Origin of the sequence: Streptomyces johnsoniae, assembly GCF_031845565.1 — a bacterium.
GTDB classification, from domain to species: Bacteria; Actinomycetota; Actinomycetes; order Streptomycetales; family Streptomycetaceae; genus Streptomyces; species Streptomyces johnsoniae.
This window is the reverse complement of sequence record NZ_JAVREV010000009.1, coordinates 126,863-152,884: the sequence shown is the minus strand read 5'-3', so window position 1 is coordinate 152,884 and position 26,022 is coordinate 126,863. Positions and strand designations below refer to the sequence as shown.

At 73.7% G+C, this 26,022-nt stretch carries 24 protein-coding genes; 14 read left to right on the top strand and 10 right to left on the bottom strand.

Annotated features, from left to right (window positions below):
- Positions 1-4: 4 nt before the first annotated feature.
- Genes RM779_RS17750 through RM779_RS17740 form a run of 3 tightly spaced genes read left to right on the top strand, consistent with a single transcriptional unit; the run spans position 5 to position 3,440 of the window.
- Positions 5-994, top strand: coding sequence for an ABC transporter permease (locus RM779_RS17750; RefSeq protein ID WP_077057770.1), 990 nt, complete (start codon positions 5-7; stop codon positions 992-994).
- Entirely contained in the window at positions 991-2,013 is a 1,023-nt protein-coding gene (locus RM779_RS17745) for an ABC transporter ATP-binding protein (RefSeq protein WP_311618689.1), read from the top strand. Before RM779_RS17750 ends, RM779_RS17745 begins: the two co-directional genes overlap by 4 nt.
- An 11-nt stretch (positions 2,014-2,024) precedes the next feature.
- Positions 2,025-3,440: a GH1 family beta-glucosidase gene (locus RM779_RS17740; RefSeq protein ID WP_311618688.1), complete on the top strand. Its 1,416-nt coding sequence runs from the start codon at positions 2,025-2,027 to the stop codon at positions 3,438-3,440.
- A gap of 51 nt (positions 3,441-3,491) precedes the next feature.
- On the opposite strand, the gene gndA is transcribed toward RM779_RS17740, so the two are convergent.
- The 3 genes from gndA to RM779_RS17725 all read right to left on the bottom strand — a co-directional run bounded on the left by gndA (position 3,492) and on the right by RM779_RS17725 (position 6,986).
- A complete protein-coding gene (gene gndA, locus RM779_RS17735) occupies positions 3,492-4,928 on the bottom strand; it encodes an NADP-dependent phosphogluconate dehydrogenase (RefSeq protein ID WP_311618687.1) in 1,437 nt (478 codons plus the stop codon).
- A gap of 108 nt (positions 4,929-5,036) precedes the next feature.
- Positions 5,037-5,867 (bottom strand): aldo/keto reductase, encoded by an 831-nt coding sequence (locus tag RM779_RS17730; RefSeq protein WP_311618686.1) that lies wholly within the window; start codon positions 5,865-5,867, stop codon positions 5,037-5,039.
- A 147-nt stretch (positions 5,868-6,014) separates the two neighbouring features.
- Positions 6,015-6,986, bottom strand: a complete 972-nt coding sequence (locus RM779_RS17725) for a right-handed parallel beta-helix repeat-containing protein (RefSeq protein WP_311618685.1) — start codon at positions 6,984-6,986, stop codon at positions 6,015-6,017.
- Positions 6,987-7,203: 217 nt separating this feature from the next.
- Here RM779_RS17725 and RM779_RS17720 point away from each other — a divergent pair, with 217 nt between their 5' ends.
- From RM779_RS17720 to RM779_RS17690, 7 genes are all read left to right on the top strand, one after another.
- A complete protein-coding gene (locus RM779_RS17720; RefSeq protein WP_311618684.1) occupies positions 7,204-7,710 on the top strand; it encodes a hypothetical protein in 507 nt (168 codons plus the stop codon).
- Between the two features lies 1 nt (position 7,711).
- The gene (locus RM779_RS17715; protein WP_311618683.1) at positions 7,712-8,137 is read left to right on the top strand and encodes a phage holin family protein; all 426 of its coding nucleotides are present in this window, start codon (positions 7,712-7,714) and stop codon (positions 8,135-8,137) included.
- Positions 8,113-8,646, top strand: coding sequence for a DUF3618 domain-containing protein (locus RM779_RS17710; RefSeq protein WP_311618682.1), 534 nt, complete (start codon positions 8,113-8,115; stop codon positions 8,644-8,646). The genes RM779_RS17715 and RM779_RS17710 overlap by 25 nt, the downstream gene beginning before the upstream one ends.
- Before the next feature lie 154 nt (positions 8,647-8,800).
- Positions 8,801-10,033 carry a DUF4032 domain-containing protein gene (locus tag RM779_RS17705; RefSeq protein WP_311618681.1) on the top strand — a complete coding sequence of 411 codons (1,233 nt, stop codon included), beginning with the start codon at positions 8,801-8,803 and terminating at the stop codon, positions 10,031-10,033.
- 4 nt (positions 10,034-10,037) lie between these two features.
- Positions 10,038-10,826 carry an Fpg/Nei family DNA glycosylase gene (locus RM779_RS17700; protein ID WP_311618680.1) on the top strand — a complete coding sequence of 263 codons (789 nt, stop codon included), beginning with the start codon at positions 10,038-10,040 and terminating at the stop codon, positions 10,824-10,826.
- A gap of 74 nt (positions 10,827-10,900) precedes the next feature.
- Entirely contained in the window at positions 10,901-11,866 is a 966-nt protein-coding gene (locus RM779_RS17695; protein ID WP_311618679.1) for an ATP-binding cassette domain-containing protein, read from the top strand.
- Positions 11,863-12,669, top strand: a complete 807-nt coding sequence (locus tag RM779_RS17690) for an ABC transporter permease (protein WP_311618678.1) — start codon at positions 11,863-11,865, stop codon at positions 12,667-12,669. Before RM779_RS17695 ends, RM779_RS17690 begins: the two co-directional genes overlap by 4 nt.
- A 7-nt stretch (positions 12,670-12,676) precedes the next feature.
- On the opposite strand, the gene RM779_RS17685 is transcribed toward RM779_RS17690, so the two are convergent.
- Both RM779_RS17685 and RM779_RS17680 read right to left on the bottom strand, forming a co-directional pair.
- Positions 12,677-13,660, bottom strand: coding sequence for an aldo/keto reductase (locus RM779_RS17685; protein WP_394813322.1), 984 nt, complete (start codon positions 13,658-13,660; stop codon positions 12,677-12,679).
- Between the two features lie 15 nt (positions 13,661-13,675).
- The gene (locus RM779_RS17680; RefSeq protein WP_311618676.1) at positions 13,676-14,434 is read right to left on the bottom strand and encodes a GNAT family N-acetyltransferase; all 759 of its coding nucleotides are present in this window, start codon (positions 14,432-14,434) and stop codon (positions 13,676-13,678) included.
- A gap of 186 nt (positions 14,435-14,620) precedes the next feature.
- On the opposite strand from RM779_RS17680, the gene RM779_RS17675 reads away from it, so the two are divergent.
- Complete coding sequence (locus RM779_RS17675) at positions 14,621-15,553, top strand: Rieske 2Fe-2S domain-containing protein (protein WP_394813332.1); 933 nt, start codon at positions 14,621-14,623, stop codon at positions 15,551-15,553.
- 205 nt (positions 15,554-15,758) lie between these two features.
- Positions 15,759-15,959, top strand: coding sequence for a hypothetical protein (locus RM779_RS17670; protein WP_311618675.1), 201 nt, complete (start codon positions 15,759-15,761; stop codon positions 15,957-15,959).
- A 174-nt stretch (positions 15,960-16,133) separates the two neighbouring features.
- Here the strand turns inward: RM779_RS17670 and RM779_RS17665 are convergent, their stop codons facing one another.
- Positions 16,134-17,930 (bottom strand): glycosyl hydrolase, encoded by a 1,797-nt coding sequence (locus RM779_RS17665; protein ID WP_311618674.1) that lies wholly within the window; start codon positions 17,928-17,930, stop codon positions 16,134-16,136.
- Between the two features lie 199 nt (positions 17,931-18,129).
- Here RM779_RS17665 and RM779_RS17660 point away from each other — a divergent pair, with 199 nt between their 5' ends.
- A complete protein-coding gene (locus tag RM779_RS17660; protein WP_311618673.1) occupies positions 18,130-20,262 on the top strand; it encodes a GMC family oxidoreductase in 2,133 nt (710 codons plus the stop codon).
- 149 nt (positions 20,263-20,411) lie between these two features.
- A complete protein-coding gene (locus RM779_RS17655) occupies positions 20,412-21,125 on the top strand; it encodes an AAA family ATPase (protein ID WP_311618672.1) in 714 nt (237 codons plus the stop codon).
- Here the strand turns inward: RM779_RS17655 and rhaS are convergent.
- The 4 genes from rhaS to RM779_RS17635 all read right to left on the bottom strand — a co-directional run bounded on the left by rhaS (position 21,113) and on the right by RM779_RS17635 (position 25,908).
- A complete protein-coding gene (gene rhaS / locus RM779_RS17650) occupies positions 21,113-22,222 on the bottom strand; it encodes a rhamnose ABC transporter substrate-binding protein (protein ID WP_311618671.1) in 1,110 nt (369 codons plus the stop codon). The two genes, RM779_RS17655 and rhaS, sit on opposite strands and share 13 nt — an antisense overlap.
- A gap of 68 nt (positions 22,223-22,290) precedes the next feature.
- On the bottom strand, positions 22,291-23,361 hold the full coding sequence (locus RM779_RS17645) for an ABC transporter permease (protein WP_311618670.1): 1,071 nt from the start codon (positions 23,359-23,361) through the stop codon (positions 22,291-22,293).
- On the bottom strand, positions 23,351-24,394 hold the full coding sequence (locus tag RM779_RS17640; protein ID WP_311618669.1) for an ABC transporter permease: 1,044 nt from the start codon (positions 24,392-24,394) through the stop codon (positions 23,351-23,353). The genes RM779_RS17645 and RM779_RS17640 overlap by 11 nt, the downstream gene beginning before the upstream one ends.
- Complete coding sequence (locus RM779_RS17635) at positions 24,391-25,908, bottom strand: sugar ABC transporter ATP-binding protein (protein WP_311618668.1); 1,518 nt, start codon at positions 25,906-25,908, stop codon at positions 24,391-24,393. The genes RM779_RS17640 and RM779_RS17635 overlap by 4 nt, the downstream gene beginning before the upstream one ends.
- Between the last annotated feature and the right edge of the window lie 114 nt (positions 25,909-26,022).

Genomic DNA, 26,022 nt, shown 5'->3' with positions numbered 1-26,022 from the left:
GACCATGGCACTCCAAGCCACAGAAACCGCCGTCGTCGCCGGGGAAGCGGCCGAGGCCCCCCGGCGGGACCGGCTGCGATTCCTGCGCAACCGGAAGACCCTCATCGGCCTGATCATCCTCGGCGTCTTCGTCGTGCTGGCCGTCGCCGGCTCCTGGCTGGCGCCCTACGACCCCTCCGCCCGCAGCGACGACCTGCTCCAGCCGCCTTCCCTCGACCACCCGTTCGGCACCACGCAGACCGGGCAGGACATCTTCTCCCAGATCCTGGTCGGCACCCGGGGCGTGCTCGTCGTCGGCTTCACCGCCGCCGTCGTCGCCACCGTGCTCGGCGTGCTCATCGGCGTCACCGCCGGCTACCTCGGCGGTGTCGGGGACGAAGTGCTCTCCTCGGTCAGCAACGTCTTCCTGGTGATCCCGGGCCTGCCGCTCATCATCATCGTGACCAGCCTCCTGCCCGAGACCAACGACCTGACCATCGCCATGGTCATCGGGCTCACCTCGTGGGCCTGGGGCGCCCGGGTGCTGCGCGCCCAGACGCTGTCGCTGCGCAGCCGCGACTACGTCCAGGCCGCCCGCGCCACCGGCGAGTCCACCTGGCGCATCATCGTCTTCGAACTGCTGCCCAACCTCACGCCCGTCATCGCCTCCGGGTTCATCGGCACGGTGATCTTCGCCGTGCTCGCCGAGATCACCCTCGCCTTCATCGGCGTCGCCGACATCTCGCACTGGAACTGGGGCACCGTCCTCTTCTGGGCCCAGAGCAACCAGGCACTCGCCCAGGACGCGTGGTGGTGGTTCGTGCCCGCCGGACTGTGCATCGCCCTGCTCGGCACCGCCCTGTCCCTCATCAACTTCGGCATCGACGAGTTCATCAATCCCCGGCTGCGCTCGGAGGGCCGCCCCGACCGGTCCGTGCGGATGCGCGTCGGCTTCACCCCCGTGGTGCGCGCCCCCCGGGACGAGACGACGACCCGGAAGGACACCAGCACATGAGCAGCCCAGCCGTCCTCGACATCAGCGGCCTGTGCGTCGACTACGGCCTCGGGGACTCCGCCGTGCACGCCGTGCGGGACGTCAGCCTCACCCTGCACCGCGGCGAAGTGCTCGGCCTCGCGGGGGAGTCGGGCAGCGGCAAGTCCACCCTCGCCTACGGCGTCACCCGCCTGCTGTCCCCGCCCGGCGTCATCACCGGCGGCTCGGTGCGCTACCACCCGCGCGCCGGGGGCAGCTCCGACATCCTCGACCTGGAGCCGGACCAGCTGCGCGCGTTCCGCTGGCAGGAGATCTCCCTGGTCTTCCAGGGCGCGATGAACTCCCTCAACCCGGTGCACACCGTTCGCACCCAGCTGACGGATGTGCTCCGGGCCCACCGGCCGGGCATGAGCCGGGCCGAGCGGACCGCCCGCGCCGAGGAACTGCTGTCGCTGGTCGGCATTTCCAGCGACCGGCTCGCCAGCTACCCGCACCAGCTCTCCGGCGGCATGCGCCAGCGCGTCATGATCGCCATGGCACTCGCCCTCGACCCGGAGATCGTCATCCTCGACGAGCCCACCACCGCTCTCGACGTGGTGATGCAGCGGCAGATCCTGCGGCAGCTGACGCGGCTGCGCCGCGAGCTGGACTTCTCTGTCGTGTTCATCACCCACGACATCTCGCTGCTCATCGAGTTCTCCGACCGCATCGCGATCATGTACGGCGGGCGGATCGTCGAGGAGGCCAACGCCAAGGACATCTACGAGACCGCCCTCCACCCCTACAGCGACGGGCTGCTGCACTCCTTCCCCGCGCTGCACGGCCCGCGCCGGGAGCTGACCGGCATCCCGGGATCGCCGCCCGACCTCAAGGCCATGCCCGCCGGCTGTGCCTTCCACCCCCGCTGCCCCAAGGCGTTCGAGCCCTGCGAACGGCGCGTGCCCGGGCTCCTGCCCCTCACCCGGGCCGGCGGGGACACGCCGCCGCCCCCGGGCGGCGCCGACCGCACCGTCGCCTGCTGGCTGCACGCCGACCACTGACCAGGAGCCTCATGACCGCCACCGCCAAGCCGCCCGTGCCCGCCACCGGCCGGGCGCCCGCCGTGCCCATTCCCGAACTGTCCGACGGCTTCCGCTGGGGCGTGGCCACCTCCGCGTACCAGATCGAGGGCGCGGCGGACGAGGACGGCCGTACCCCGTCCATCTGGGACACCTTCTGCCGCGTGCCAGGCGCCGTCGCGGGCGGCGACAACGGCGACGTCGCCTGTGACCACTACCACCGGGTCACGGACGACGTCGACCTGATCGCCGGCCTCGGCGTGGACGCCTACCGCTTCTCGCTGGCCTGGCCCCGTGTCCAGCCGGGCGGCCGGGGCCCGGCCAACCCGCGTGGCATCGCGTTCTACGACCGCCTCGTCGACACCCTCCTGGACCGCGGCATCACCCCCTGGGTCACGCTGTACCACTGGGACCTGCCGCAGGAACTGGAGGACGCCGGGGGCTGGCCGGCCCGCGACACCGCCCACCGCTTCGCCGATTACGCGGAGCTGGCCCATGCGGCCCTCGGCGACCGGGTCGCGCACTGGACCACGCTGAACGAGCCCTGGTGCTCCGCCATGCTCGGCTACGACCAGGGCGTGCACGCCCCCGGGCGGCGCGACTTCGGCGCGGCCATGCACGCCGTGCACCACCTGCTGCTCGGCCACGGCCTGGCCGCGCAGCGGCTGCGCGCGCAGGCCGCGCCCGGCCTCGAACTCGGCATCACCCTCAACCTGGGCCACGGCTCACCCGCCACGGACTCCGCGCAGGACCGCGAGGCGGCCCGCCGCGCCGACGGCCTCGGCACCCGTATCTACCTCGACCCGCTGGTCCACGGGCGCTATCCCGAGGACGTCGTGGCGGAGCTGGGGGAGCGGGGAATCACCCTGCCGGTGCGGGAGGGCGACCTGGCCGCCATCGCCACGCCGCTGGACGTGCTCGGCGTCAACTACTACTCCAGCCACCGGTTCGCCGGCACCGCGGAGGACGGCTCGGCGGTCGACGGGGAGGGCAGGCCCGTCGTGCGCGGCGTGCCGTTCGGCCGTCCCCGCACCGCCATGGACTGGGAGATCGTTCCCGAGGGGCTGACCAGCCTGCTGCTGAGGCTGCACCGGGACTACGGGCTGCCGACGGTCATCACGGAGAACGGCGCGGCGTTCGACGACGCCCGCGCGGCGGACGGGGCCGTGCACGACGCGGACCGCACCGCCTACCTGGCGGACCACCTGCGGGCCGTCGCCGACGCCCGCGCGGCGGGCGCCGACGTGCGCGGCTACTTCGCGTGGTCCCTGTTCGACAACTTCGAGTGGGCCTACGGCTACGAGAAGCGCTTCGGCATCGTGCGCGTGGACTACGACACCCAGCGCAGGACGGTCAAGGACAGCGGCGCCTGGTACCGGGACACGGTGCGCCTGACGCGCGGTCACTGACCCCGGGCGAGAGCGGGGCGGTCCGGCGCGGGTGCCGGACCGCCCTGTGGCTCACTCCTTGCGCTCGCTGCGGTCCCCGCCCCACAGCGTGTGGTAGGAACCGTCCTTGTCCGTGCGCTGGTAGGTGTGGGCGCCGAAGTAGTCCCGCTGCCCCTGCACCAGCGCCGCGGGCAGCCGGCCCGCCCGCAGCGTGTCGTAGTACGCCAGCGCCGCGGAGAAGCCCGGCGCGGGAACGCCCAGCTCCGTCGCCCGGGCCACCACGTGCCGCCACGCGTTCTGCGCGGCGCGCAGCGCCTCGCCGAACGTCGGGTCGGTCAGCAGCGTCACCGGCGCCTGGCCGCCGCGGTAGGCGGCGCGGATCTCGTCGAGGAACCTGGCCCTGATGATGCAGCCGCCGCGCCAGATCGCCGCGACCGAGGCGCGGTCGATGTCCCAGCCGTACTGCTCGCCGCCGGTCTGGATCAGGTGCCAGCCCTGCGCGTAGGCCACGATCTTCGAGGCGTACAGCGCCTGTTCCACGTGCTCCGTGAAGCGGGCCGCGTCGTCCGGGTGCAGCTCCGGCCGCTCGGGCCCCGGCAGGTCCGCCGCCGCGGCCCGCAGCTCGGCGTGGCCGGACACGGAGCGGGCGAAGACCGCCTCGGCGATGCCGGAGACGGGCACCCCGAGGTCGAGCGCGGTCTGCACCGTCCACCGGCCGGTGCCCTTCTGCTCGGCGCGGTCGGCGACGATGTCGACGAACGGGCCGCCGGTGTCCGCGTCGGTGTGGGCCAGGACCTCGGCGGTGATCTCGATGAGGTAGGAGTCGAGCCGCCCCGTGTTCCACTTGCGGAAGATGTCGGCGATCTGCGCCGGCTCGTACCCGGCGACCTTGCGGAGCAGGTCGTACGCCTCGGCGATGAGCTGCATGTCGGCGTACTCGATGCCGTTGTGCACCATCTTGACGAAGTGACCCGCGCCGTCCGGGCCGATGTGCGCGCAGCACGGCTCGCCGTCGACCTTCGCCGAAATGCTCTCCAGCAGGGGGCCGAGCGCCCGGTAGGACTCGGCGGAGCCGCCCGGCATGATGCTCGGGCCGTTCAGCGCGCCCTCCTCGCCGCCGGAGATGCCGCAGCCCACGAAGTGCAGGCCGCGCTCCTTCAGCGCGGCCTCGCGGCGCCTGGTGTCCTCGAAGTGGGCGTTGCCGCCGTCCATGATCATGTCGCCGGGCTCAAGCAGCTCGGCGAACTCGTCGATCACCGCGTCCGTCGCGGCGCCCGCCTTGACCATGATCACCAGTCGGCGCGGCCGTTCGAGCGCGGCCACGAACTCCCGCGCGGACTCCGCGGGAACGAAGTCCCCCTCGTGGCCGAACTCCTCGACCAGCGCCCGCGTCTTGGCGGCGGTGCGGTTGTGCACGGCAACGGTGTGCCCGTGCCTGGCGAAGTTACGGGCGAGATTGCTGCCCATCACCGCAAGCCCGGTGACACCGATCTGTGCCTGCCGCGCCATCTCATCAACTCCTGTCGTCACATCAGCTGTCGTAATGCCCAACTACGGGCGGGCGGGCCGTGTTTCCAAAAAGCGCGGTGAGCGTATCCCGGCGTGGTGGGCGGTCGGTCAAAACTCCTCGTGCGTGTCGGGGTCGCCGCCGAGCCGCCGGTGCGGGCGGTCGGACACGGCCGCCATCTCCTCCGCGTCCAGCGCGAAGCCGAACACGTCGAAGTTCTCCCGCTGCCGCCCGGGGTCGCCCGACTTCGGGATCGGTACCACACCGAGCTGGACGTGCCACCGCAGCACGATCTGCGCGGGCGTGACGCCGTGCTTCTCGGCGAGCCGCCCGATGCCCGCGTCGCGCAGCAGGGTGCTGCCGCGGCCCAGCGGGCTCCAGCTCTCCGTGATGATGCCGTGCTCGGCATGGAAAGCGCGAGCCTCGTCCTGGGGAAATAGGGGGTGCAATTCGATCTGGTTCACCGCGGGCAGCACCCCGGTCTCCTCGGCGAGGCGGCGCAAGTGAGCGGGCGTGAAGTTGGAGACGCCGATGGACCGCACCAGGCCGTCGTCCCGTAGCTTGATCATCGCCCGCCAGGATTCGGTGAAGGCGCCGACGCCGGGGAGCGGCCAGTGGATGAGGTACAGATCGACGTGCCTCAGCCCGAGCCGTGTCCTGGACTCCTCGAAGGAGGCCAGGGTCTCGTCGTAGCCGTGGTGGCGGCCCGGCAGCTTGGTGGTGACCACGACCTCGTCCCTGGGCAGGCCCGAGGCGGCGATGCCGCGGCCGACGCCCGCCTCGTTCCCGTAGTTCACCGCGGTGTCGATGAGCCGGTAGCCGAGGCCGAGGGCCCCGGCCACCGCCGTCTCGGCCGCGGCGTCGTCCAGCGGGTAGGTGCCGAAACCGAACGCGGGCAGGTCGTGCGAGTCGTTGAGCGTGTGGGTGGGCGCTGCGGCCACTTGCTCCTCCTTGGTCGGCGGGGCGCCCGCCGGGCCGGAGAACGGCGCGACCGTTCACCACGCGGCCGTTGCCCCCTCCTCCGCGGGCGCCCGTCCATTCTGTGGCCGCCGTCCCGGGGCCGCACGTCCGGGCCGGAGCCGGCCCGCTCAGCCGACCGGGATGCCCGGATTGGTGAGGCCGTTGCCGCCGGTGACGGTGTTGTCGCCGGTGACCGTGACGGGGCAGGTGCCGGGGTCGTGGCTGGTCACGTTGATGGCGTACCGGTCGGGCCCGGCTGAGCCGGTGAGGTCGGCGTGGTTGCCGCGGAAGACGGTGTGGCAGCCCCAGCCGTCCTGCACTTCGTGCGTCTGGAAACCGTCGTTGGTGGTGTGAACGCCGGTGTTGCCCTCGACCAGCACGTGATTGCCCTTGATGTCGACCCAGGAGTCGTCGTAGTTGGCGCCGGTCAGGCCGCTGCCGTCGAAGGTGTTGCCGATGATGCGGGCGCCGGTGGTGCCCTCCTTGATGTCGATGTTCTCGCCGCCGATGCCGGGGCCGAGGGTGTTGCCGCGGATGAGGACGTGGTCGCTGTGGTCGTCGGTGCCGCCCGCGCTGCCGACGTAGACGCCCTCGCCCATGCCGCGGCCGTCGTTGCCGGTGTCGTGGATGGTGGAGTCGGTGAGCGAGCCGTGGGAGCTGGAGTTGCGGAAGTGGACGGCCTCCATGGTCAGGCCGTGGACGGTGACGGCGTCGATGTGGACGTGGTCGGCCGCGTCGGTGACGATGCCCTTCTGCCCGCCGGTGACGGTGAAGCCGGACAGGTTCCAGTACGAGGCGCCGTCGAGGTGCAGGCCGTACCCGCCGCGCGCGGTCAGCACGGCGCCGGACGAGCCGGTGAGGGTGATGGGAGCGGTCTCCGTACCGCTGGTGGTGGCGTCGAAGTTGCCCTGGTAGGTGCCGTCGGCCAGCCGGATGGTGTCGCCGGGGGCAGCGTCGGCCAGGGCCTGCGCCAGCTCCTCGGCGTCCGTGACGTCGAGGATCGCCGTCGCGGCACGGTCCGCCGCCTGCACGGTGCCGCCGGTGGCCGCGGCGGTCAGCAGGACGGCGGCGAGCAGTGCGGGGCTGCGCGGTGCGGACATGGGACTCCCGGTGGTCGTCGCCCGTGGCCGGGCGGAGGGCGGGCGGAGGGCGGTCGGAGGGCGCGGCCGTGGCGCGGCGCCTGCTCCAGGTATACGAGCGCGGCCGCGTGCCGTGAATACCTTCGTCGTGCGGTTTGCGAGGTTTTCGTCTGGTTTGCGGTGGTAACCCGGCTCCGGAACAGGGAGGCACACCCGCATCCCGGAGAAGGAGAGATCCATGAGTGAGTCTGCGCATGTGGACACGCACCGTGCCCAGCAGAGCGGAGACGGGTCCCGGGGGTTCACCGACACCGCGCGGGAGCAGACCCGGGCCGTGACGGACCAGGCCAGGAGCCAGGCGCGGACCACCGCCCACGACCTGCGCGGCCGCGTCACGGACGAGGCCGACACCCAGACGCACCGCACCGCGGGCGCCGTCCGGCAGTGGGCCGACGACATGGCGGGCCTGGCCCAAAACGCCCCCGCCGACTCGCCGGCCAAAAGCCTGGTGGCGCAGGCCGCCGACCAGGGCCACCGCGCCGCCGACTACCTCGACCGGCACGGCTTCGGCGGGCTCGTCGAGGACGTGCAGGGCTTCGCCCGGCGCCGGCCCGCCGCCTTCCTCGGCGGCGCCGCGCTGGCGGGGCTCGCCATCGGGCGGCTGGTCAAGGCCGGCCGCGCCGAGGCCGACGGGCACGGGTCCGGTGGGCACGGGTCCGGCGAGGCCGAGCAGCGGGAGGTGTGACATGACGCTGACGTCACGGGAACCGCGACAGGCGGAAACCACCGCGGAACGGGACGGGTCCATCGGCGGCGCGATCTCCGAGGTCACCGCGGACGCCCAGCGGCTCTTCCGCCAGGAAGTCGAGCTCGCCAAGGCCGAGGTCCGCCAGGAGGTCGGCAAGGCGGGGAAGGCCGCGGGCATGTTCGGCGGCGCGGGATTCGCCGGCTACATGGTCGCCTTCTTCCTCTCCCTGGCGCTGATGTTCGGCCTGGCCAACGTCGTCGACGCCGGGTGGGCCGGGCTGATCGTCGCCGGGTTGTGGGCGGTCGCGGGCGCCGTCCTGTTCGTCGCGGGGCGCGCTCGCATGAAGAGCGTGTCCCCCACACCCGAACAGACCGTGGAAACCCTCAAGGAGGACGCACGATGGGCACGTCACCCGACCGCATAAGGGCCGACATCGAGGCCACCAGGAACAAACTGGCCGGCGACCTGGACCGGCTCGCGGACCGGGCCAGCCCGCGCCGCATGGCGCAGCGCCGGGGCGCACGCGTGCGCGACACCGCCTCAGGACTGCGCGAGCGCATCGCGGGCTCGGCCTCCGGAAGCGTCGGCGGGGCCAGGGAACGCGGCAGCCGGGCCGCCAGGTCCACCCGCGACACCGCGGCCCAGGCCGGCGGCGGCGCGGGCCGCGCCCCGCAGGAGGCCGCGCGCCGCACGCGGGGCAACCCGCTGGCCGCCGGGGCGGTCGCCTTCGGCGCCGGACTGATGGCCGCCTCGCTCGCACCGGCGAGCCGCCAGGAGCAGCAGGCCGCCGAACGGCTGTCCGAACGCGCCGGGCCGGTGCGGGACGCGGCGTTCGAATCCGCCCGCCATGTGCGCGCCGACGGCGGTGACACGGTGCGGCAGGCCGCGCAGAGCCTGAAGGACTCGGCGGCCGACACCGTCAGGAACCGCTGAGCGACCGGGGCCGGCGGGCGGCGCGCACCGGCCGCCCGCCGGCGGCCGGCCGCTACCCCGCCGCCCGCCGGTCGCCGCCCGTTCGCCCGCGGCGGCCCGCCGCACCGGGGCACCGCCGCCCGTACGGGCGGCGACCTGGCGCAGACTGGACCCCATGGAGCTGCACATCACCGCCACCGACCCCGCCCACCCCGCAACCCTCCTGGACCTGCCGTGGGACGTCCCGCTGGCAGAGTGGCCGGAGAAGCACCTCGTCGCGCTGCCGCGCGGCATCTCCCGCCACGTGGTCCGCTTCGCCAGGGCCGGCAGCGAGGTCGTGGCGGTGAAGGAGGTCGGCGAGTGGGCGGCCGTCCGCGAATACGCCCTGCTGCGGGACCTGGACCGGCTGGCCGTGCCGTCCGTCGACCCGGTCGCGGTGGTCACCGGCAGAACCGGCGCCCACGGCGAGCCGCTCGAACCCGTGCTGATCACCCGGCAGCTCAAGGGCTCCCTGCCCTACCGCTCGATGTTCGAGACGACGATGCGCCCCACCACCATCAAACGGCTCCTCGACGCGCTCGCCGTCCTCCTCGTGCGGCTCCACCTCAGCGGCTTCGCCTGGGGCGACTGCTCCCTGTCCAACACCCTCTTCCGCCGCGACGCCGGCGCCTACGCCGCCTACCTCGTCGACGCCGAGACCGGCCAGATCCAGCCCCGGCTGACGCGCGGCCAGCGCGACTACGACCTGGAGGTGGCCCAGGTCAACATCGTCGGCGAGCTGATGGACCTGGAGGCCGGCGGCTCCCTGCACCCCTCGGTCGACCCGGTGCCGTTCGGCCAGGAGATCGTCGAACGGTACGGCGACCTGTGGCACGAGCTGACCCGCACCTCCATCTACCCCAAGGACAAGCGGCACTACATCGACCGCCGTATCCGCCGCCTGAACGAACTGGGCTTCGACGTCGCGGAGATGCAGATTCAGCGTTCCCCCGACGGCGACCACGTCACCTTCCTCCCCAAGGTCGTCGACGCCGGCCACCACCAGCGCCAACTGCTGCGCCTCACCGGCCTCGACGCCGAGGAGAACCAGGCCAGGAGCCTGCTCAACGACCTGGAGACGTGGATGGCCGGCCAGGAGGACTACGCCCCGGGCGACCCGCTCGGCGCCCGCCCCGAAGTGCTCGCCCACCGCTGGGTCCGCGACGTCTTCCGGCCCGCCGTGCGCGCGGTGCCCCTCGACCTGCGGGACGGCGCCGATACCGCGCAGATCTACCACGAGCTGCTGGAGCACCGCTGGTACCTCTCGGAGCGCGCGCAGCGCGACGTCGGCCTGGAGGCCACCGCGCAGGACTACATAGAGACCATCCTCCGTCCCCGCGCGGAGGCGGCGGCCCGCGACGTAACGTGAGTGCATGCCTGAATTGCCTGATGTGGAGGGTTTCCGGCGCATTCTCGATGAGTGCGGCCGCGGGCGGCGTATCGCGCGCGTCGGCATCGCCGACGCCTCGGTCCTGCACGACGTGACCGCGCCCCGGCTGCGCAGGGCCCTCAAGGGCCGCCGCCTGGCCGAGCCGGAACGCCGCGGCAAATGGCTCGTCGCCCGCACCGAAGGACCCACGGCCCTGATGCACTTCGGCATGACCGGGCGCCTGGTCTGCCAGCACCCCGACGACCCGCCCGACCGCCACGACCGCGTCACGTTCGGCCTCGGCGACCGGCACGAGCTGCGCTACCGCGACCAGCGCAAGCTCAAGGGGATCTGGCTCGCCGCCACCGACGACGACATCGGCCGGGTCATCGGCGAGCAGGGACCCGACGCGCTGCACGTCACCCGCGCGCAGCTCGACGACCTCCTCACCGGGCGCCGCGCCCGAGTCAAATCCGTCCTGACCGACCAGACGGCCCTTGCCGGGCTCGGCAACCTCCTCGCCGACGAGATCCTGTGGCGCGCCCGCATCCGCCCCGCCCGCCCGGCCGGCGACCTCGGCGCCGCGGAGCGCCGCCGGCTGACCGAGGCCATGCGGCAGGTGCTCAGGACGTCCGTGCGGGCCGGCCGCGTCCCGCCGCGGCAGGACTGGCTCACCGGCCACCGCGACGCGGACGACCCCCGCTGCCCCCGTTCCCACGGGCCACTGCGCCGCGACCGCGTCGGCGGGCGCGGCACCGTGTGGTGCCCCGTCTGCCAGCGCGACCCCGACTGAACGGTCCCTTGAGGTCGCGGCGGCCCGCCCAGGCACGGATAGTGGAGGTGTCCTCGCGGAAGGGAGCCAGGCCCATGGGCGACGCCATCCTGACGGAAGGGCTGTCCAAGCGGTTCGGCGACACCACCGCGCTGGCCGGTGTCGACCTCCGCGTCCGCGCCGGGACCGTGCTCGCTCTCCTCGGCCCCAACGGGGCGGGCAAGACCACCGTCGTGCGCGTCCTCGCCACCCTCCTGCGCCCGGACGCCGGACGCGCCGAGGTCGGCGGCCACGACGTGCTGCGCGAGGCCCACCGGGTGCGGCAGCTCATCGGCCTCACCGGCCAGTACGCCTCCGTCGACACGCAGCTCACCGGGATGGAGAACCTCCAGCTCATCGGCCGCCTGCTCGGTATGCCCCGGCGCGAAGCCAGGCACCGCGCCCGCGAACTGCTCGACCAGTTCGGCCTCGCCGACGCCGGGGGCAACGCGGTCGGCACCTTCTCCGGCGGCATGCGCCGCCGCCTCGACCTGGCCGCCAGCCTGGTCGGCCGCCCGCCCGTCCTCTTCCTCGACGAGCCGACCACCGGCCTCGACCCCCGCGCCCGCAGCGAGCTGTGGGACCTCATCCGCCGGCTGGTGTCCACCGGCGCCACGGCGCTGCTCACCACCCAGTACCTGGACGAGGCCGACGCACTCGCCGACGAGGTGGTCGTGATCGACCACGGCGAGGTCGTCGCCACCGGCACCTCCGAGGAGCTCAAGTCGCGCGTCGGCGCCCGCACCCTCGCCGTCCGGCCGGCCGACCCCGCCCGCGTTCAGGACGCCCGCGCCGCCGTCGCGGACCTGACCGGAACGGCCCCCGACGTCAAGGGCGACCTGATCACCGCGCCGGTCGGCGACGCCGCGCTCCTGCCGGCCGTCGTGCGCAGGCTCGACGACACGGGGGTCCTGGTCACCGAACTGACGCTGCGCGGCTCCAGCCTCGCCGAGGTCTTCTTCACCCTCACCGGCCGCCCGGCCGAGGACGGGGCGGGCGGCGGGCAGGCGGGCGCCGCATGACCGGCCCTGGGAACGGAACCGCCCCCGCCCCGCGCGTCACCCTCGCCCAGGGCGTGCGGCAGAGCCTGACGCTGGCCTGGCGCACCCTGGTCCAGGTCAGACACAACCCGTTCGAACTGACCGACTTCAGCATTCAGCCGATCATGTTCGTGCTGCTCTTCACCTACGTGTTCGGCGGCGCCGTCGCCGGCTCCACCGACGCGTACCTGCAGTTCATGCTGCCCGGGATGATCGTGATGAACATGCTGTTCGTCACCCTCTACGTCGGACAGGGCCTCAACACCGACGTCACCAAGGGCGTCTTCGACCGCCTGCGCTCACTGCCCATCGCCCGCTGGGCCCCGCTGGCCGGCCGCATCGCCGCGGACCAGGTGAAGCAGGCCTGGTCGATCGTGCTGGTGCTGGCGGTCGGGCTGATCCTCGGCTTCCGCCTCGGCTCGCCCGGCATCCCCGGCGTGATCGGGGCGGCGGTCCTGCTGCTGGCGTTCGCCCTCGCCTTCTCCTGGGTCGCGGTGCTGGTCGGCCTGCTCGCCAAGGACGCGGAACGGGTCCAGATCTTCGGCTTCACCAGCCTGTTCCCGCTCACCTTCGTCAGCAACGTGTTCGTGCCCGTCGACTCCATGCCGGGCTGGCTCCAGGGCTTCGTCAACATCAACCCCGTCAGCAAACTGGCCGACGCCTGCCGCGGACTGATGCTCGGCGGCGAGGTCGCCGAGCCCGTGATCGCCTCCCTCGCCTGGGCCCTCGGCATCGCCGCCGTCTTCGCGCCGCTGTCCGTGCGCGTCTTCAAGCGGAAGATCTGAGCCCGCCCTACCAGCGACCGTGCACCAGGTGCCGGACACGCGTGTCGTACACCGCCCCGATCGCCCTCAGCGTGGCCTCGGACAGCGGCGGCAGCGCCGCCGCCGCCACGTTCGCCCGCACCTGCTCCGGCGAGCGCGCGCCCGGGATCACCGTCGTCACCCCCGGCTGCTGGACCACCCACCGCAGCGCCGTCTGCGCCGGCGTCGCGCCCTCGGGCGCCAGCCCGGCGAACTCGGCCGCCGCCGCGACCCCGGCGGCGAAGTCGACCCCGGAGAACGTCTCGCCCCGGTCGAACGCCTCGCCCTGCCGGTTGAAGGTGCGGTGGTCGTCCGCGGGGAACACCGTGTCCGCCGTGTACCGGCCCGACAGCAGCCCGGACGCCAGCGGCACCCGCGCGATGATGCCCACCCCGGCCTCGCGCGCCGCGGGCAGCACCCGCTCCAGCGGCTTGCGACGGAACGGATTCAGGATGATCTGAACGCTCACCGTGCCGGGGCGCGCGATCGCCGCCAGCGCCTCCTCGCACGTCTCCACGCTCACCCCGTAGCCCCCGATCCGCTGCTCGGCCACCAGCGTGTCCAGCGCGTCGAAGACGGCGTCCGAGGAGAACACGGGCGTCGGCGGACAGTGCAGCTGCACCAGGTCCAGGGTGTCCACGCCCAGGTTGGTGCGCGAACGGTCCGTCCACGCCCGGAAGTTGTCCAGCACGTAGTTCTCCGGAAGCTGCGGCAGCCGGCGGCCCATCTTGGTGGCCACCGTGATCCCCGCACCGGGCGAGGCCCGCAGGAAGGCCGCGATCAGCCGCTCGCTGCGCCCGTCCCCGTATACGTCGGCGGTGTCGAAGAACGTCACACCCGCCTCGGCCGCCGCGTCGAGGACGGACATCGCCGCCTGCTCCGGCACGTCCCCCCAGTCCGCGCCCAGCTGCCACGTGCCCAGGCCCACGACCGAAACCGGCCGTCCCGACTTCCCGAGTATCCGCTGCTCCATGCGCCGCATTCTGCCTCAACCGGACGACGGGCCGCTCGCCCCGGGCGTCCCCCGGGAAATCTCGATGCTGAGTTGGGCACCCAGCTCCTGGAAGCCCAGTGCGGCCGCGACGCGCCGAGACGCGGGAACGCGGGCTCGCCACTGCGGCAGGAGCCCGGCCGCGAGCGCGTGGGCGACCGCCGCCGAACCTGTCAGCCGGGCCAGCCCTCGCCCCCGCCACTCCCGTCCGGCCAGCACGCTGACATGGGCCGCCCGGCCCGGCCAGAGCTGGTAGCCGGCAGCGGCGACCACCTGACCGCCCTCCCTGACCGCGAACGCCGGCGAGGTGATCCCGTCCAACTCCGCCTCACCTGACTCGTCCTCGCCCACGGACGCCGCCAGGTCCCGCAGGTCCGCGTGGCTGCCGGGCAGTCGTTCGACGGTCGGCGCACCGGCCTCCGCGGGCCGGAAGTGCACGGGCGACACATACGCCAACGCCGCAGGACCGAGCAGACCGGCCACCGGCAGCACCTGGCGGACCGCGTCCGCGTCCACGACCGCCTCCGAGGGCAAAGGAGCCAGGCCGTCACGAACGAGGGCGGCCGTCCTCCCGTCCGGCGCGGTCGCGATCGCCGATCCGCCCAGAGCGACCACACCGACCCAGCCGGGCGGGCACATGCCCGATTCCGGTGAGACGACCACGTTCAGCCCTCCGACCGGGGCGAACGACACGGGCACCCGTGCCCACCCTGTCCACAGGGCGCGGGCCGCGGAGAGCAGCGGATCAATCGGCATGCCCCCGACCCTGGCAGTCCCCGCATGCCGTCGGCAAAGGAGAATCAGCGCCGGGCGATGGCCTCGCAGAGCACGTTGTCCATCAGACGCATGGTCGCCGTCACGTCCCGGGCGATCTGCTCGGGGCCGCCCGGACCCGGCAACCGGCGGGTCGTTTCGTTCCCCGCCGGACGGGAACTCGGCGGCATGGCCTTCTTCCAGAGACTGCCCAGTAGCTCATCCGCCGTCCGCGCCCTGCTGCCCGACCGCGAACGGCCCGGGCGGGTGCTGTCCGCCATGGACACCGTGGAGTCGACCCGGTGGGCCGACCCGCTGATCCGGGTGCTGCGGGGCGCCGTGCACACGATCCCCGCCGGGGCCCGCGACGTCCTGCACGGCACCTGGCTCGGCCATCCGGTGCACCCGCTGATGGTGCAGGTGCCGATGGGCACCTGGCTGTCCGCGGCCGTGCTCGACCTCGCGCCGGGGCGCCGCCGCGGCGCCGGCGCGCTCGTCGCCGTCGGTCTGGCCACCGCGGCCCCCGCCGCGGTCGCGGGCTGGGCCGACTGGGCGGACCTGCGCAAGCCCCAGATGCGCGTGGGCCTGGTGCACGCCGCCGCCAACTCGGCGGCCATCGCCCTCTACGCCGCGTCGCTGACCGCGCGCCTCCGCGGCCGCCGCATGGCGGGCCGCGGGCTCGGCTTCGCCGGGCTGACCGTCGTCAGCCTCGGCGGCGCCCTCGGCGGGCACCTCGCCTACCGGCAGGCCGCTGGCGTCAACCACGCCGAGCCGGTGCCCGACCTGGTGGAGCCGGGCTGGCACCGCCTCGGGGACCTCGGCGAGTTCCCCGTCGGGCAGCCCGTCCAGCGCACCATCGGCGACGTGCCGGTGCTGGTGGTGCGCGAGACCGACGCCGTCGTGCGGGTCCTCGCCGACCGGTGCAGCCACCAGGCCGGGCCGCTGTCCCAGGGCGAGGTCGAGGACGGCTGCGTGCGCTGCCCCTGGCACGGCAGCGTGTTCCGGCTCGCCGACGGCTGGCACGTGGGCGGCCCGGCCACCGCCCCGCAACCGGCGTTCGAAACCCGGATAACAGACGGCCGCGTCGCGGTCCGCCTGCCCGAGAAGGCGGAGGGCAGCTGACCGGCGACGGCCCGCCCGGCCCGGCGGAATTCCGCTCAAGGATGTCGGAGAGAAAACCGAGAAACCCGCCGCCTGAATCACGCCGAATTCAGGGACTTCCCGAGGGTGAATTGGCGTGAGACGATGCACAGGTGCCGAAGAGCCGACATGAATCAGCGCTCGTCCTGTCCGCCGCATAACCATCCCACCGGGCGCCTCCGTCCTGGTGTCCGTCGAGGTCGATGCCCGTATCGTGCAGCGCGATGATCAACTGATGATCGGGGGCCAGGCATTCACCGTCAGCGATATGACCGCGGTGGGCCCGGGCCGCAAGCGCTTGGAATTCAGTACTGGCGAGATGTTCATGATGAACCCGACCACCGTGCTGTGGGCCGCCCGCCGCATTGATCCCCGCCTGCGCAGGTGAGTGCGGCGATGAAACTGCCGTTCCGCCTCAGTCAGGCAGGTGTGTGAACCCGGTTCAGGAAGTCGCGCGGGTCCGGGAGACGGGAAGGACAGGCGCCGCTGCGGCGCAGCCGCGCCTCGGCGCCGTCCGTCGCGTACCTGCCCGCGGCGGACGGCGCGAAGCGTGGGCCAGGGCCTACCCGCCGGACGGCGTCCCCGCGGAGCAGCTTGGTGCCGGGACGACCTCCGCGGCGGCCGGGGCCGTGCCGAGGTATCCGAAGGACACCTCGCCGCCCGGCGGCAGCTCCGCGTTCCAGGGCCTCGGCGTGGCCCGTACGGTGTCCGAGGTGGTGGACAGCGTGGCGTTCCACGCCTGCCCGACCGTGTCCCCGGACGGCACCCGCCAGGCCACCTCCCAGCCGGAGACCGGCGCCCCGCGGGTGCTGCGGACGGTGACATCGGCCAGATGCCCCGTGCCCCAGCCCTCGACGACCCGGTGGGTGGCCGTGCAGCCGCCGTGGTTCTTGAAGTCGCCCAGCTCGTCCAGCGTGATCACCCGTGGATGGTTGTAGACGTGCTCCAGGTGCTCGCGCGAATTGGTCACCCCGTCGGTCAGGAAGTCGCCGGACCAGGTGACGAACCAGGCCCAGTCGGCCTGGTAGGACTCCAGCAGGTCGGGGTCCGGGATCGGGCCGACCTCGGTGAGGGCCACCAGCTTCCGGTCGTCGGCCAGCTCCACCAGCTTCTCGTAGGTCGCGCTGACCGGGCCGTGGTCGCCCGCGGGCGGGTAGGAGTCGGCGCTGACGATGTCCACGACGTCGTCGCCCGGGTACCAGGCCGGGTCCACCGAGTTCCACACCCAGATGAGGTGGTGCAGGTCGTGCACCTCGGTCATCCGCTCGTACATGATCCGCCACAGCTCCTTGGCGGGCTCCGGCCCCTTGGCGCCCCACCAGAACCAGCCGCCCTCCGCCTCGTGCAGCGGGCGCCACAGTACGGGCACGCCCGCGTCCTTCAGCCGGGCCAGCTCGACGGCGATGGCGTCGATGTCGCGCAGCAGCAGCCGGTATTCCTCGGACTCCTTGTCCGCCAGCGCGGCCTGGAGGTCGAACGTGGTCGCGTCGGTGTAGAAGCCGCGCCACCATTCGCGGCCCGGCTCGTCGATGAGGCCGGTGGGCGCGTTCCAATGCCACACGAACGTCGTGATGCCGCCCCGCTCGTCCCAGGCAAGCGCGTTCTCCACCTCCTGGGAGACCGTGCCGCGCTCCACGCGGCTCGGTGAGTAGTCCATCATGTCGAGCCCCGCGACGGCCGGGGTGCGGCCGATGTTCTCCTCCAGCCACGTGATGCCGGACATGTCCTGCTGCCCGCTGAGGATGCGGCTGCCGTACCCGTCGGTGAGGTAGCGCAGCAGGGCTCGCGCCTCGGGCGTGGCCCGCGGGTTCACCGGCTCGCCCGTCACCTGGTGCGGCGGGCGCGGCGGAACGGGCGCGATGGCGAGCGCGTCGATCTCGTACCAGCCCCAGCTGCTGACGACGGTGAGGGTGTTGGCCCCGGGTTCGAGCAGCACCTTCCCGGCCGCCGCGGTGGCGAACTCGGTCGTCTCGGTCAGCGTCACCTCGCCCATGCCCGCGCCGTTCAGCAGCAGTCCGGCGTTCTTCTGCCCGTACGGCGCGCGGTAGTGCACGGTCAGCTCGTACAGGCCGCCCGGGCTGTCCGGGATGGTGACCGTCACCTGGTCACCGGCCTCGTCGAAGCCCTCCACATAGCCGGTGCCTGAGTAGCCGGGTGCCGTCGTGCCGACCGACACCCCCTGGAGTTCGCCGTCCTCGGCCTCGTACACCTCGGCCTCGGCCGGGGCGGCGTCGCCGCCCGCGGACCCGCCCGCGGACCCGGCCGAGGCGGCTCCGGCCGTCGACGGTGCGCCGAGCAGCGCCAGCACGCCCGCCACCGCGGCGGCCGCGCATCCTCTGACAGCAGTGCGGAGTTGCATCAGGTCTCTCACCTCCCACAGATCGTCTGGGAGCGCTCCCAACGCGGATTGCACCGCAAGCCCAGGTGGCTGTCAATGCGTCCGGCAGCGCCGGTGCCGCGGCGGCCGGTACGGGAAACCTCTTCGGGAAGTGCCCACGAGCTGGCATTCTCTGCGGGGCGCGGCCCGGCGCCACGACGACGACCACCGAGGAGTACCGATGACACCGCGCCAGACCCTGCGGGCCCTGGTGGACCGCATCGTCCCGGAAGGGGACGGTCACCCCGGTGCCTGGGAGGCGGGCGCCGACGGCTTCCTGCCGCGGATGCTGGCCGGCGAGGCGCGGGCCGACGCGCCCCTGATCGAGGCCGGGCTCGTCCTGCTCGACGCCGAGTCCGCCGCCCGCCACGAGGGCGCCGCCTTCGCGGCCCTGGACGCGGCGCGGCAGGACGGCATCGTGGCCGAACTGCTCGCCGGACGGTCCCGCGTGCCGTGGGGCGAGGTCGCGCCCGACACGTTCGTCCTGGCGGTGATCCGGCTGTGCGCGCAGGGCTACTGGGGCGATCCGGGCAACGGCGGCAACCGGAACGCCGCCTCCTGGCGCATGATCGGCTACCGGCCCGTGCCCGGGGGCGCCGCCCCGCCCGAGCCCGCCTCCGCGACGCCGCCCACGACGCCATGGGAGCGGGTCGCGGACCGCTACGACGCCGTCGTCGTCGGCTCGGGCGCCGGCGGCGGCGTCGCGGCCTGCGTGCTCGCCGAGGCCGGGCACCGGGTGCTGCTGGTCGAGCGCGGCCCGTGGCTGACGCCGGAGGAGCTGATACCCGACCACCTGCGCAACCAGCGGGGCGTTCCGCGGGTCGGCGGCGCCTACGACACCCCCGCCGGGCCCCCGGCCCGCGGCAATCCCCGGGTCCACGCCGGGGCTTCGGGGGACGAGGTGGTGTGGCCCGCCGACCCGCGCTGGTCCAACAACGCGATGACCGCGGGCGGCGGCACCCGCGTGTACGGGGCGCAGTCCTGGCGGTTCTGCGCGGAGGACTTCGCGATGGCCACCACCTACGGCGTTCCCGAGGACAGCTCGCTCGCCGACTGGCCGTTCGGCGAGGCCGACCTCGCCCCCGACTACGACCGCGCCGAGTGGGAGCTGGGGGTCAGCGGCGACCCCGCGGGCAACTCCTGTGCCGGGCCGCGCACCCGCGGCTACCCCATGCCGCCGGTGCGCCCCAACGGAACGGCCCGCGTGCTGGCCGCGGGCGCGCGGCGCCTCGGTCTCGCGACCTCGCCCGTGCCGCTGCTGATCAACTCCGTGCCCCGCGACGGCCGTGGCGGCTGCGTCGGCTGTGCGACCTGCGTGGGTTTCGGCTGCCCAGGCGAGTTCAAGAACGGTACGCACAACACGGTCATCCCGCGCGCGGTCGCCACCGGCCGCTGCGACGTGCTCACCGGCGCGCAGGCCACACGCGTGCTGACCGGCGGCCCCGCCGGGCGCGTCAGCGGTGTCGCGCTCGCCGCGGAGGCGGGCGGCCGGGTCCTGCGCCGCGAGGTCGCCGCCCGCCACGTCGTCCTGGCGGCCGGTGCCGTCGAGACGGCGCGGCTGCTACTCAACAGCGCCTCGGACCGCGAACCGCGGGGCCTTGGCAACGCCCACGACCAGGTCGGCCGCCATCTCCAGGGCCACGTGTACGCCGGGGCGTTCGGCCTGTTCGACGAGCCGGTGCAGGACTGCGTCGGGCCGGGACCGAGCATCGCCACCAACGACTTCAGGCACCACAACGAAGGACTGGTCGGCGGCGGGATGCTCGCCAACGACTTCGTGCCGACGCCGCTCCAGACCTTCGGTACGCTCACCGCGCTCGGCGCCGTTCCGGCGTGGGGCGCGGCGGCCAAGGAGGGCATGCGCGCCCTCTACCCGCGGCTCGCGCTGGTCACCGGTCCGGTGCAGGAGATCCCGCGGGCCGGCGTGCGGGTCACCGTGGACGCGGGCACGCGCGACCGCTTCGGCGTGCCGGTCGCGCGCCTGGCCGGGAACCTCCACCCCGAGGACGCGCGGAACGCGGCGTTCCTCTCCGGTCGCGCCGCCGAGTGGCTGACGGCGGCCGGGGCCACCACGGTGTTCCCGCACGGCGGGCCGCCGGCCGCGGGGCCGAGCGCGGGGCAGCATCAGGCCGGCACCTGCCGGATGGGCACCGACCCGGCTGTCTCGGTCACCGACCCCTTCGGAACGGTCTGGGGCCACGACAACCTGCACGTCGCCGACGCGTCCCTGCACGTCACCAACGGCGGCGTGAACCCGGTCCTCACCGTTCTCGCGCTGGCCTACCGGGTCAGCGGTCATATCGGTGCGGCCTGACTGCTGCCCGCCGTACGGGATTTGGGCGACATTGCGGACCAACCCCAGGGCCGGTTACCGTTTTCGGATTCGCGGTCACGTCTTGTCGCCGCGCCACGGCCGGGCGCCGCCGCGCGGGAACGCGCCATCGCCCAGAAGGGGACACCGTCATGGCGCACGGCGAGGATCTGACCGGCCGCGAGGTTCAGGAACGTGCCGGTCCGCGCGTGTGCGATCTGCGGGGGGCCGCCGGTCTGCCGGAGACCCTGCGGTGGGCGCCCGGCGAGCGCGTCGTCGTCTCCGGCCTGCCCGGCAGCGGCAAGTCGACCCTCATGCTCAGGGCCCGCGGCGCCGCGGCCGTGCTCATCGACTCCCAGGAGGTCAGGGAGCGCTGGGCGCGCCGCCTGCCGCGCCGCCTCCCCTACCCCGTGTACCGCCCCGCGGTGCGCCTGGCGCACTACGCCAGGCTGTGGCTGGCGCTGCGCTCGCCGTCCGCCGTGCTGGTGCACGACTGCGGCAGAACGGCGTGGGTGCGCCGCTGGCTCGGCCGCGACGCACGGCGCCGCGGCACCGGCTTCCACCTGCTGATCCTCGACGTGCCCGCGGACACGGCCCTGGCCGGTCAGCGCGAGCGCGGCCGGGCCGTGTCCCCGCGGGTGTTCGCGCGGCACCGGCGGGCCATCGCCCGGCTGGTCGCGGACGTGGTCGCGGGCCGGCTGCCCGCGGGCTGCGCGTCCGCGGTGCTCCTCGACCGGTCGGCGGCCGCCGCGCTGGCCGGCGTCGTCTTCGCCGTGCCGGGGCCGGCCGATCCGGCCGGGCCCGGCACGGACGGCCGCAGGCCGCCCGTGCCCCCGGGGTGCGCCGCGCGGGGTCAGAAGGAGTAGTCGTCGATGTTCTCCTCGGTGAAGACCGTCGGCGGGCCGAGGACGACCGTGCTCTCCTCGGCGATGGTGTACTCGCCCAGCTCCCCGGCCGTGAACGTCTCGCCCTCCGCGCCCGTGATCTGCCCGGAGGCCAGCGCGGCGCCCGCGTAGGCGGCCAGGTAGCCGAGGTCGGCCGGGTTCCACAGGGCGAACGACTCCACGGTGCCGTCCGCGACGAACTCCCGCATCTGGTTGGGCGTGCCGAGGCCGGTCAGCGCGACCTCGCCGCCGTACTCGGAGCCGGACAGGTAGCGCGCGGCGGCGGCGAGCCCGACGGTGGTCGGCGAGACGATCCCGGCCAGGTCGGGGTAGGAGCGCAGCAGGCCCTGCGTCTCCTGGAACGACTTCTCGTCCTCGTCGTTGCCGTAGGCCACCGTCACCAGCTCGATGCCCGCGTACTCGGGCTTCGCCAGCTCCTCCTCCATCAGCGCGATCCAGGCGTTCTGGTTGGTCGCGTTGGGGGTCGCGGAGAGGATCGCGATCTGGCCCTCGCCGCCGATCTGTTCCGCGATCAGCTCGACCTGCGTCTGCGCGATGCCCTCGGCCGTCGCCTGGTTGACGAACAGGTCGCGGCACTCGGGGCCGGTGTCCGAGTCGAACGTCACCACCCGCGCGCCCGCGGAGCGCGCCCCGTCCAGCGCGCCGCAGACGGCGCCCGGGTCGTTCGCGGCGATGGCGATGACGTCGGTCTGCTGCTGGGACAGCGTGTTGATGTAGCTGACCTGGGAGGAGGCGCTGGCCTCCGAGGGGCCGGTCTCCTTGTACTCCCCGCCGAACTCCTCCACGGCGACCCGGCCGCCCTCGTCCGCGACCGTGAAATAAGGGTTGTTGACCTGCTTGGGCAGGAACGCGACGGCCAGATCCTCCGCCAGCGGCGCGGAGGGGTCGGCCTGCGCGGTGGACTCCGCGCCGTCGTCGGTGTCTTCGTCGTCGTCACCGCGCGTCGTTCCCGAGCAGGCCGCGGAGGCGAGCAGGGCCGCGCAGGCGGCCAGGGCGATGCCGACGCGCGGACCGGTACGCGGGCCACCGGTGCGCGGACCGCGAGGAATCAGGTTCATCGGAAGGTTCCTTTCGCTGGTTCCTGGGTGCTTCGTGGTGCCGCGGCGAAGCCGCGGAACGCGGGCGGCTACGGGGCGTTCCCCGGCCGTGGGGGAGGGGCGGAGCCGGCGCGGGGGCGCCCGAGCCGCGCCCGCAGCAGTACCACGGCGTTCGGCACGACGACGGAGGCGATCAGCAGCGAGCCCGTGACGATGTCCAGCGTGTCGGAGGGCACGTCGGCCAGTTGCAGCGCGTTGCGCAGCGTGCCGAGCAGCAGCACACCCGCGCACACGCCCGCCAGCGTGCCCCGGCCGCCGAAAATGGACACGCCGCCCAGCAGCACGGCGGCCACGACGGCGAGTTCGAGACCCTCGCCGTTGTCCGCGCGGGCGCTCGCGTACCGCAGCGTCCAGTACACGCCGGCCAGTCCTGACACCGCGCCCGACGCGACGAACAGCCAGAACTTCCGGCGCGCCACCGCGATGCCGGAGAAGCGGGCGGCCTCGGCGTTGCTGCCGATCGCGTAGAGCTCCCGGCCCGGGGGCGTCGCGTGCAGCAGGATGCCGAAGACGACCGCGAGCAGCGCCGTGCCCACCATCGCCCAGGGCAGCGCCCCGCCGGGAACGGTCCCGACGGCGGCGTCCGTCCACTCGCCGGGGAAGTCCGCGACCGCCTGGTCGCCGAGCACGACGAACGCGAGACCGCGGTAGGCGGCCAGCGTTCCGATCGTCACCGCGAGCGACGGCAGCCCGAAGCCGGTCACGAACAGCCCGTTCACGGCCCCGAGCACCGCGCCGAGCGCCACGGCGGCCGGCACGATCAGCTCCAGCGGCCAGCCGGACAGCCACAGCTGGCCCATCACCGCGCTGCACAGGCCCAGCGTGCTCGCCACCGACAGGTCGATCTCGCCGGTGACGACGATCAGGGTCATGGGCAGCGCGACCAGGCCGATGGCCACCGCGTCCAGGAGCAGGAACTCCGCGTTGCGGCCGGTGGCGAAGCCGTCCACCAGCAGCGCCGCGCCCACCACCACCGCGATCAGCCCGAGCACGACCGTCGTGTCCCAGCGGCGCAGCACGGCGGCGAGCCGCCCGCCGCCGCGCCCCGGCGCCTGGCCCTTCGGCTCCTGCGGCTGCGCGTACAGGGTGTCATGCGCCATGGCTCGCCCCTTCCCTTGCGCGTCCCTGTGAACGGACCGCACGCGCCGCCATGCGCGCGGCGAGCAGCCGGTCCAGGCCGATCGCGGCGAGGATCAGCGCCCCGACCACGGCCTGCTGCCAGAACGGGTCGACCCGCAGAACCGCGAGCGAACTGCCGATCGTGGCGAGCAGCAGGGCGCCGAGCGCGGCGCCCCAGGCCGTTCCGCTGCCGCCGAAGATGGCCACGCCGCCGACCACGACGGCGGCCACGACCTGGAGTTCGAGCCCGGTGCCCACGGTGGCGTCCACCGTGCCGTACCTGGCCGCGTGCAGCACGCCGGCCAGGCCGGCCAGGGCGCCGCTGACCAGGAAGGCCGTGAACACCCTGCGCCCGACCGCGATGCCGGCCAGCCGGGCGGCGGCCGGTTCGGAACCGATCGCGTACAGCTCCCGGCCGCTGCGGTAGGAGGAGAGCCACACCGCCACCACGACCAGCACCGCGGCGGCGAGCAGCGCCAGGACGGGCACCCCGAGCAGCGTGGCCGTGCCCAGGTCGAGGAACGAACGCGGCATGTCCGCGGCGTTGATCTGCTCGCCCGAAGCCCAGGAGTGGTCGATGCCGCGCAGCACGTACAGCGTGCCCAGCGTGATGACCAGCGCGGGCACCCGGGCCGCGGCGACCAGCGCGCCGTTGAGCAGCCCGCACAGCGCGCCGAGACCGACCCCGGCGAGCACCGCGAGCAGGATCGGCGTACCGGGCGCCGCGACGAACAGCTTGCCGGTCGCGAACGCGGTCAGGCCGAGCACCGAGCCGACCGACAGGTCGATGTTGCGCGTGACGACGACGACCGTCTGCCCCACCGCGAGCACCATCAGGATCGACGCGCTCAGCAGTACGTCCCTGATGCTCTGGGCCGACAGGAAACGGGAGTTGTCCGCCGCCGTGACCGCGACCAGCAGGGCGAGCGCCAGGAGCACGCCCAGCTCGCGCGCCGCCCACACGCGGCGCGCCCCGGAGCGCGGGGGCGCCGCCCCTTCCCCCGGCCGCCTCATGCCCCCGCCCCCGGCTGCCCGGTGGCGGCGAACATCACCGATTCCTCGGTGGCCCGGGAGCCCGGCAGCTCCGCGGTGATCCGGCCCTCGCGCATCACGAGCACCCGGTCGGCCATGCCCAGCACTTCGGGCAGTTCGGAGGACACCATCAGCACCGCCATGCCCTCGGCGGCGAGGCCGGACATGATCCGGTGCACCTCGGCCTTGGTGCCCACATCGATGCCGCGCGTCGGCTCGTCGAGGATCAGTACCTGCGGCGAGGTCGCCAGCCACTTGGCCAGCACCAGCTTCTGCTGGTTGCCGCCGGACAGCGTGCCCACGGCGTCGCCGAGGCCGCCGTGCCGCACGTGCAGCCGACGGGCCAGGTCCGCGGCGGCGCGCCGTTCGCCGCGGCCGGAGAGCAGCCCGAACGTGGCGAGCGGACGCAGCCGGGTCAGCGTCGCGTTCCGCTCCACGGACAGCTCCATCACCAGACCCTGCTGGCGGCGGTCCTCCGGCACCAGGGCGATGCCCTGCGCCATGGCCGCGGCCGGGGAGCCCGGCGGCAGGAGCCGGCCGCCGACCCGCACGTCGCCGCTCTCGTAGCGGTCGACGCCGAAGACGGCGCGGACGACCTCGCTGCGCCCGGCGCCGACGAGCCCGGCCAGCGCGACGATCTCGCCGCGGCGGACGGTGAGCGAGACGTCCTCGAAGACGCCGGTTCTGGTCAGCCCGCGGACGTCGAGGACGACGTCGCCAGGATCGACGTCCTGCTTGGGGAACAGCGCGGAGACCTCCCGGCCCACCATGCGCCGCACCACCGTGTCCACCGTGACGTCGGCGACGCGGTCGGTGGAGACCCAGGCGCCGTCGCGCATGACGGTGATGTCGTCGCACAACGAGAAGATCTCGTCGAAGCGGTGGGATATGAAGAGCACCGCGGCGCCGCGTTCGGTGAGGCCCCTGATGACGGCGAAGAGGCGGGTGGCCTCGACGCCGGACAGCGCGGCGGTGGGCTCGTCCATCACGAAGACCTTCGCCCGGCGGGAGAGGGCCTTCGCGATCTCGACGAGCTGCTGGTCGGCGATGGACAGGCCGCGGGCCTGCCGGTCGGGGTCGATGGCGACGCCGAGCCGGGCGAAGAGGCGGCCGGCCGCCTCGTTCATGGCGCCGCGGTCGATGCGGCCGAATCTGCCGGTGGGCTGACGGCCCATGAAGATGTTCTCGGCGACCGGCAGATCGGGGAAGAGGGTCGGTTCCTGATGGATGACGGCGATGCCGGCCGCCTGCGCCGCGGCCGGGCCGTCCGGGGAGATGGGACGGCCTTCGAGTTCGAGGCCGCCGGAGTCGGGCCGGTGCACGCCGGCCAGCATTTTGACGACGGTCGACTTGCCGGCGCCGTTCTCGCCCGCGAGGGCGTGCACGCGCCCGCCGTGCAGGGCGAACGACACCCCCTGCACGGCGGCGACCGGTCCGAAGGATTTGGCGACGTCCCGTAGGTGGAGCAGTGGCGATGCGGCGGCGGGGCCAGACATGGCACTCCTTCTTCCACATGTTCTTCCACGTGCAACGCGTCGTGAAACGATTCAAACACGTGCCGAGGAACATAGGCGCGAGGTGAGGGAGTGTCAAGAGGTGCGGAACGGCCC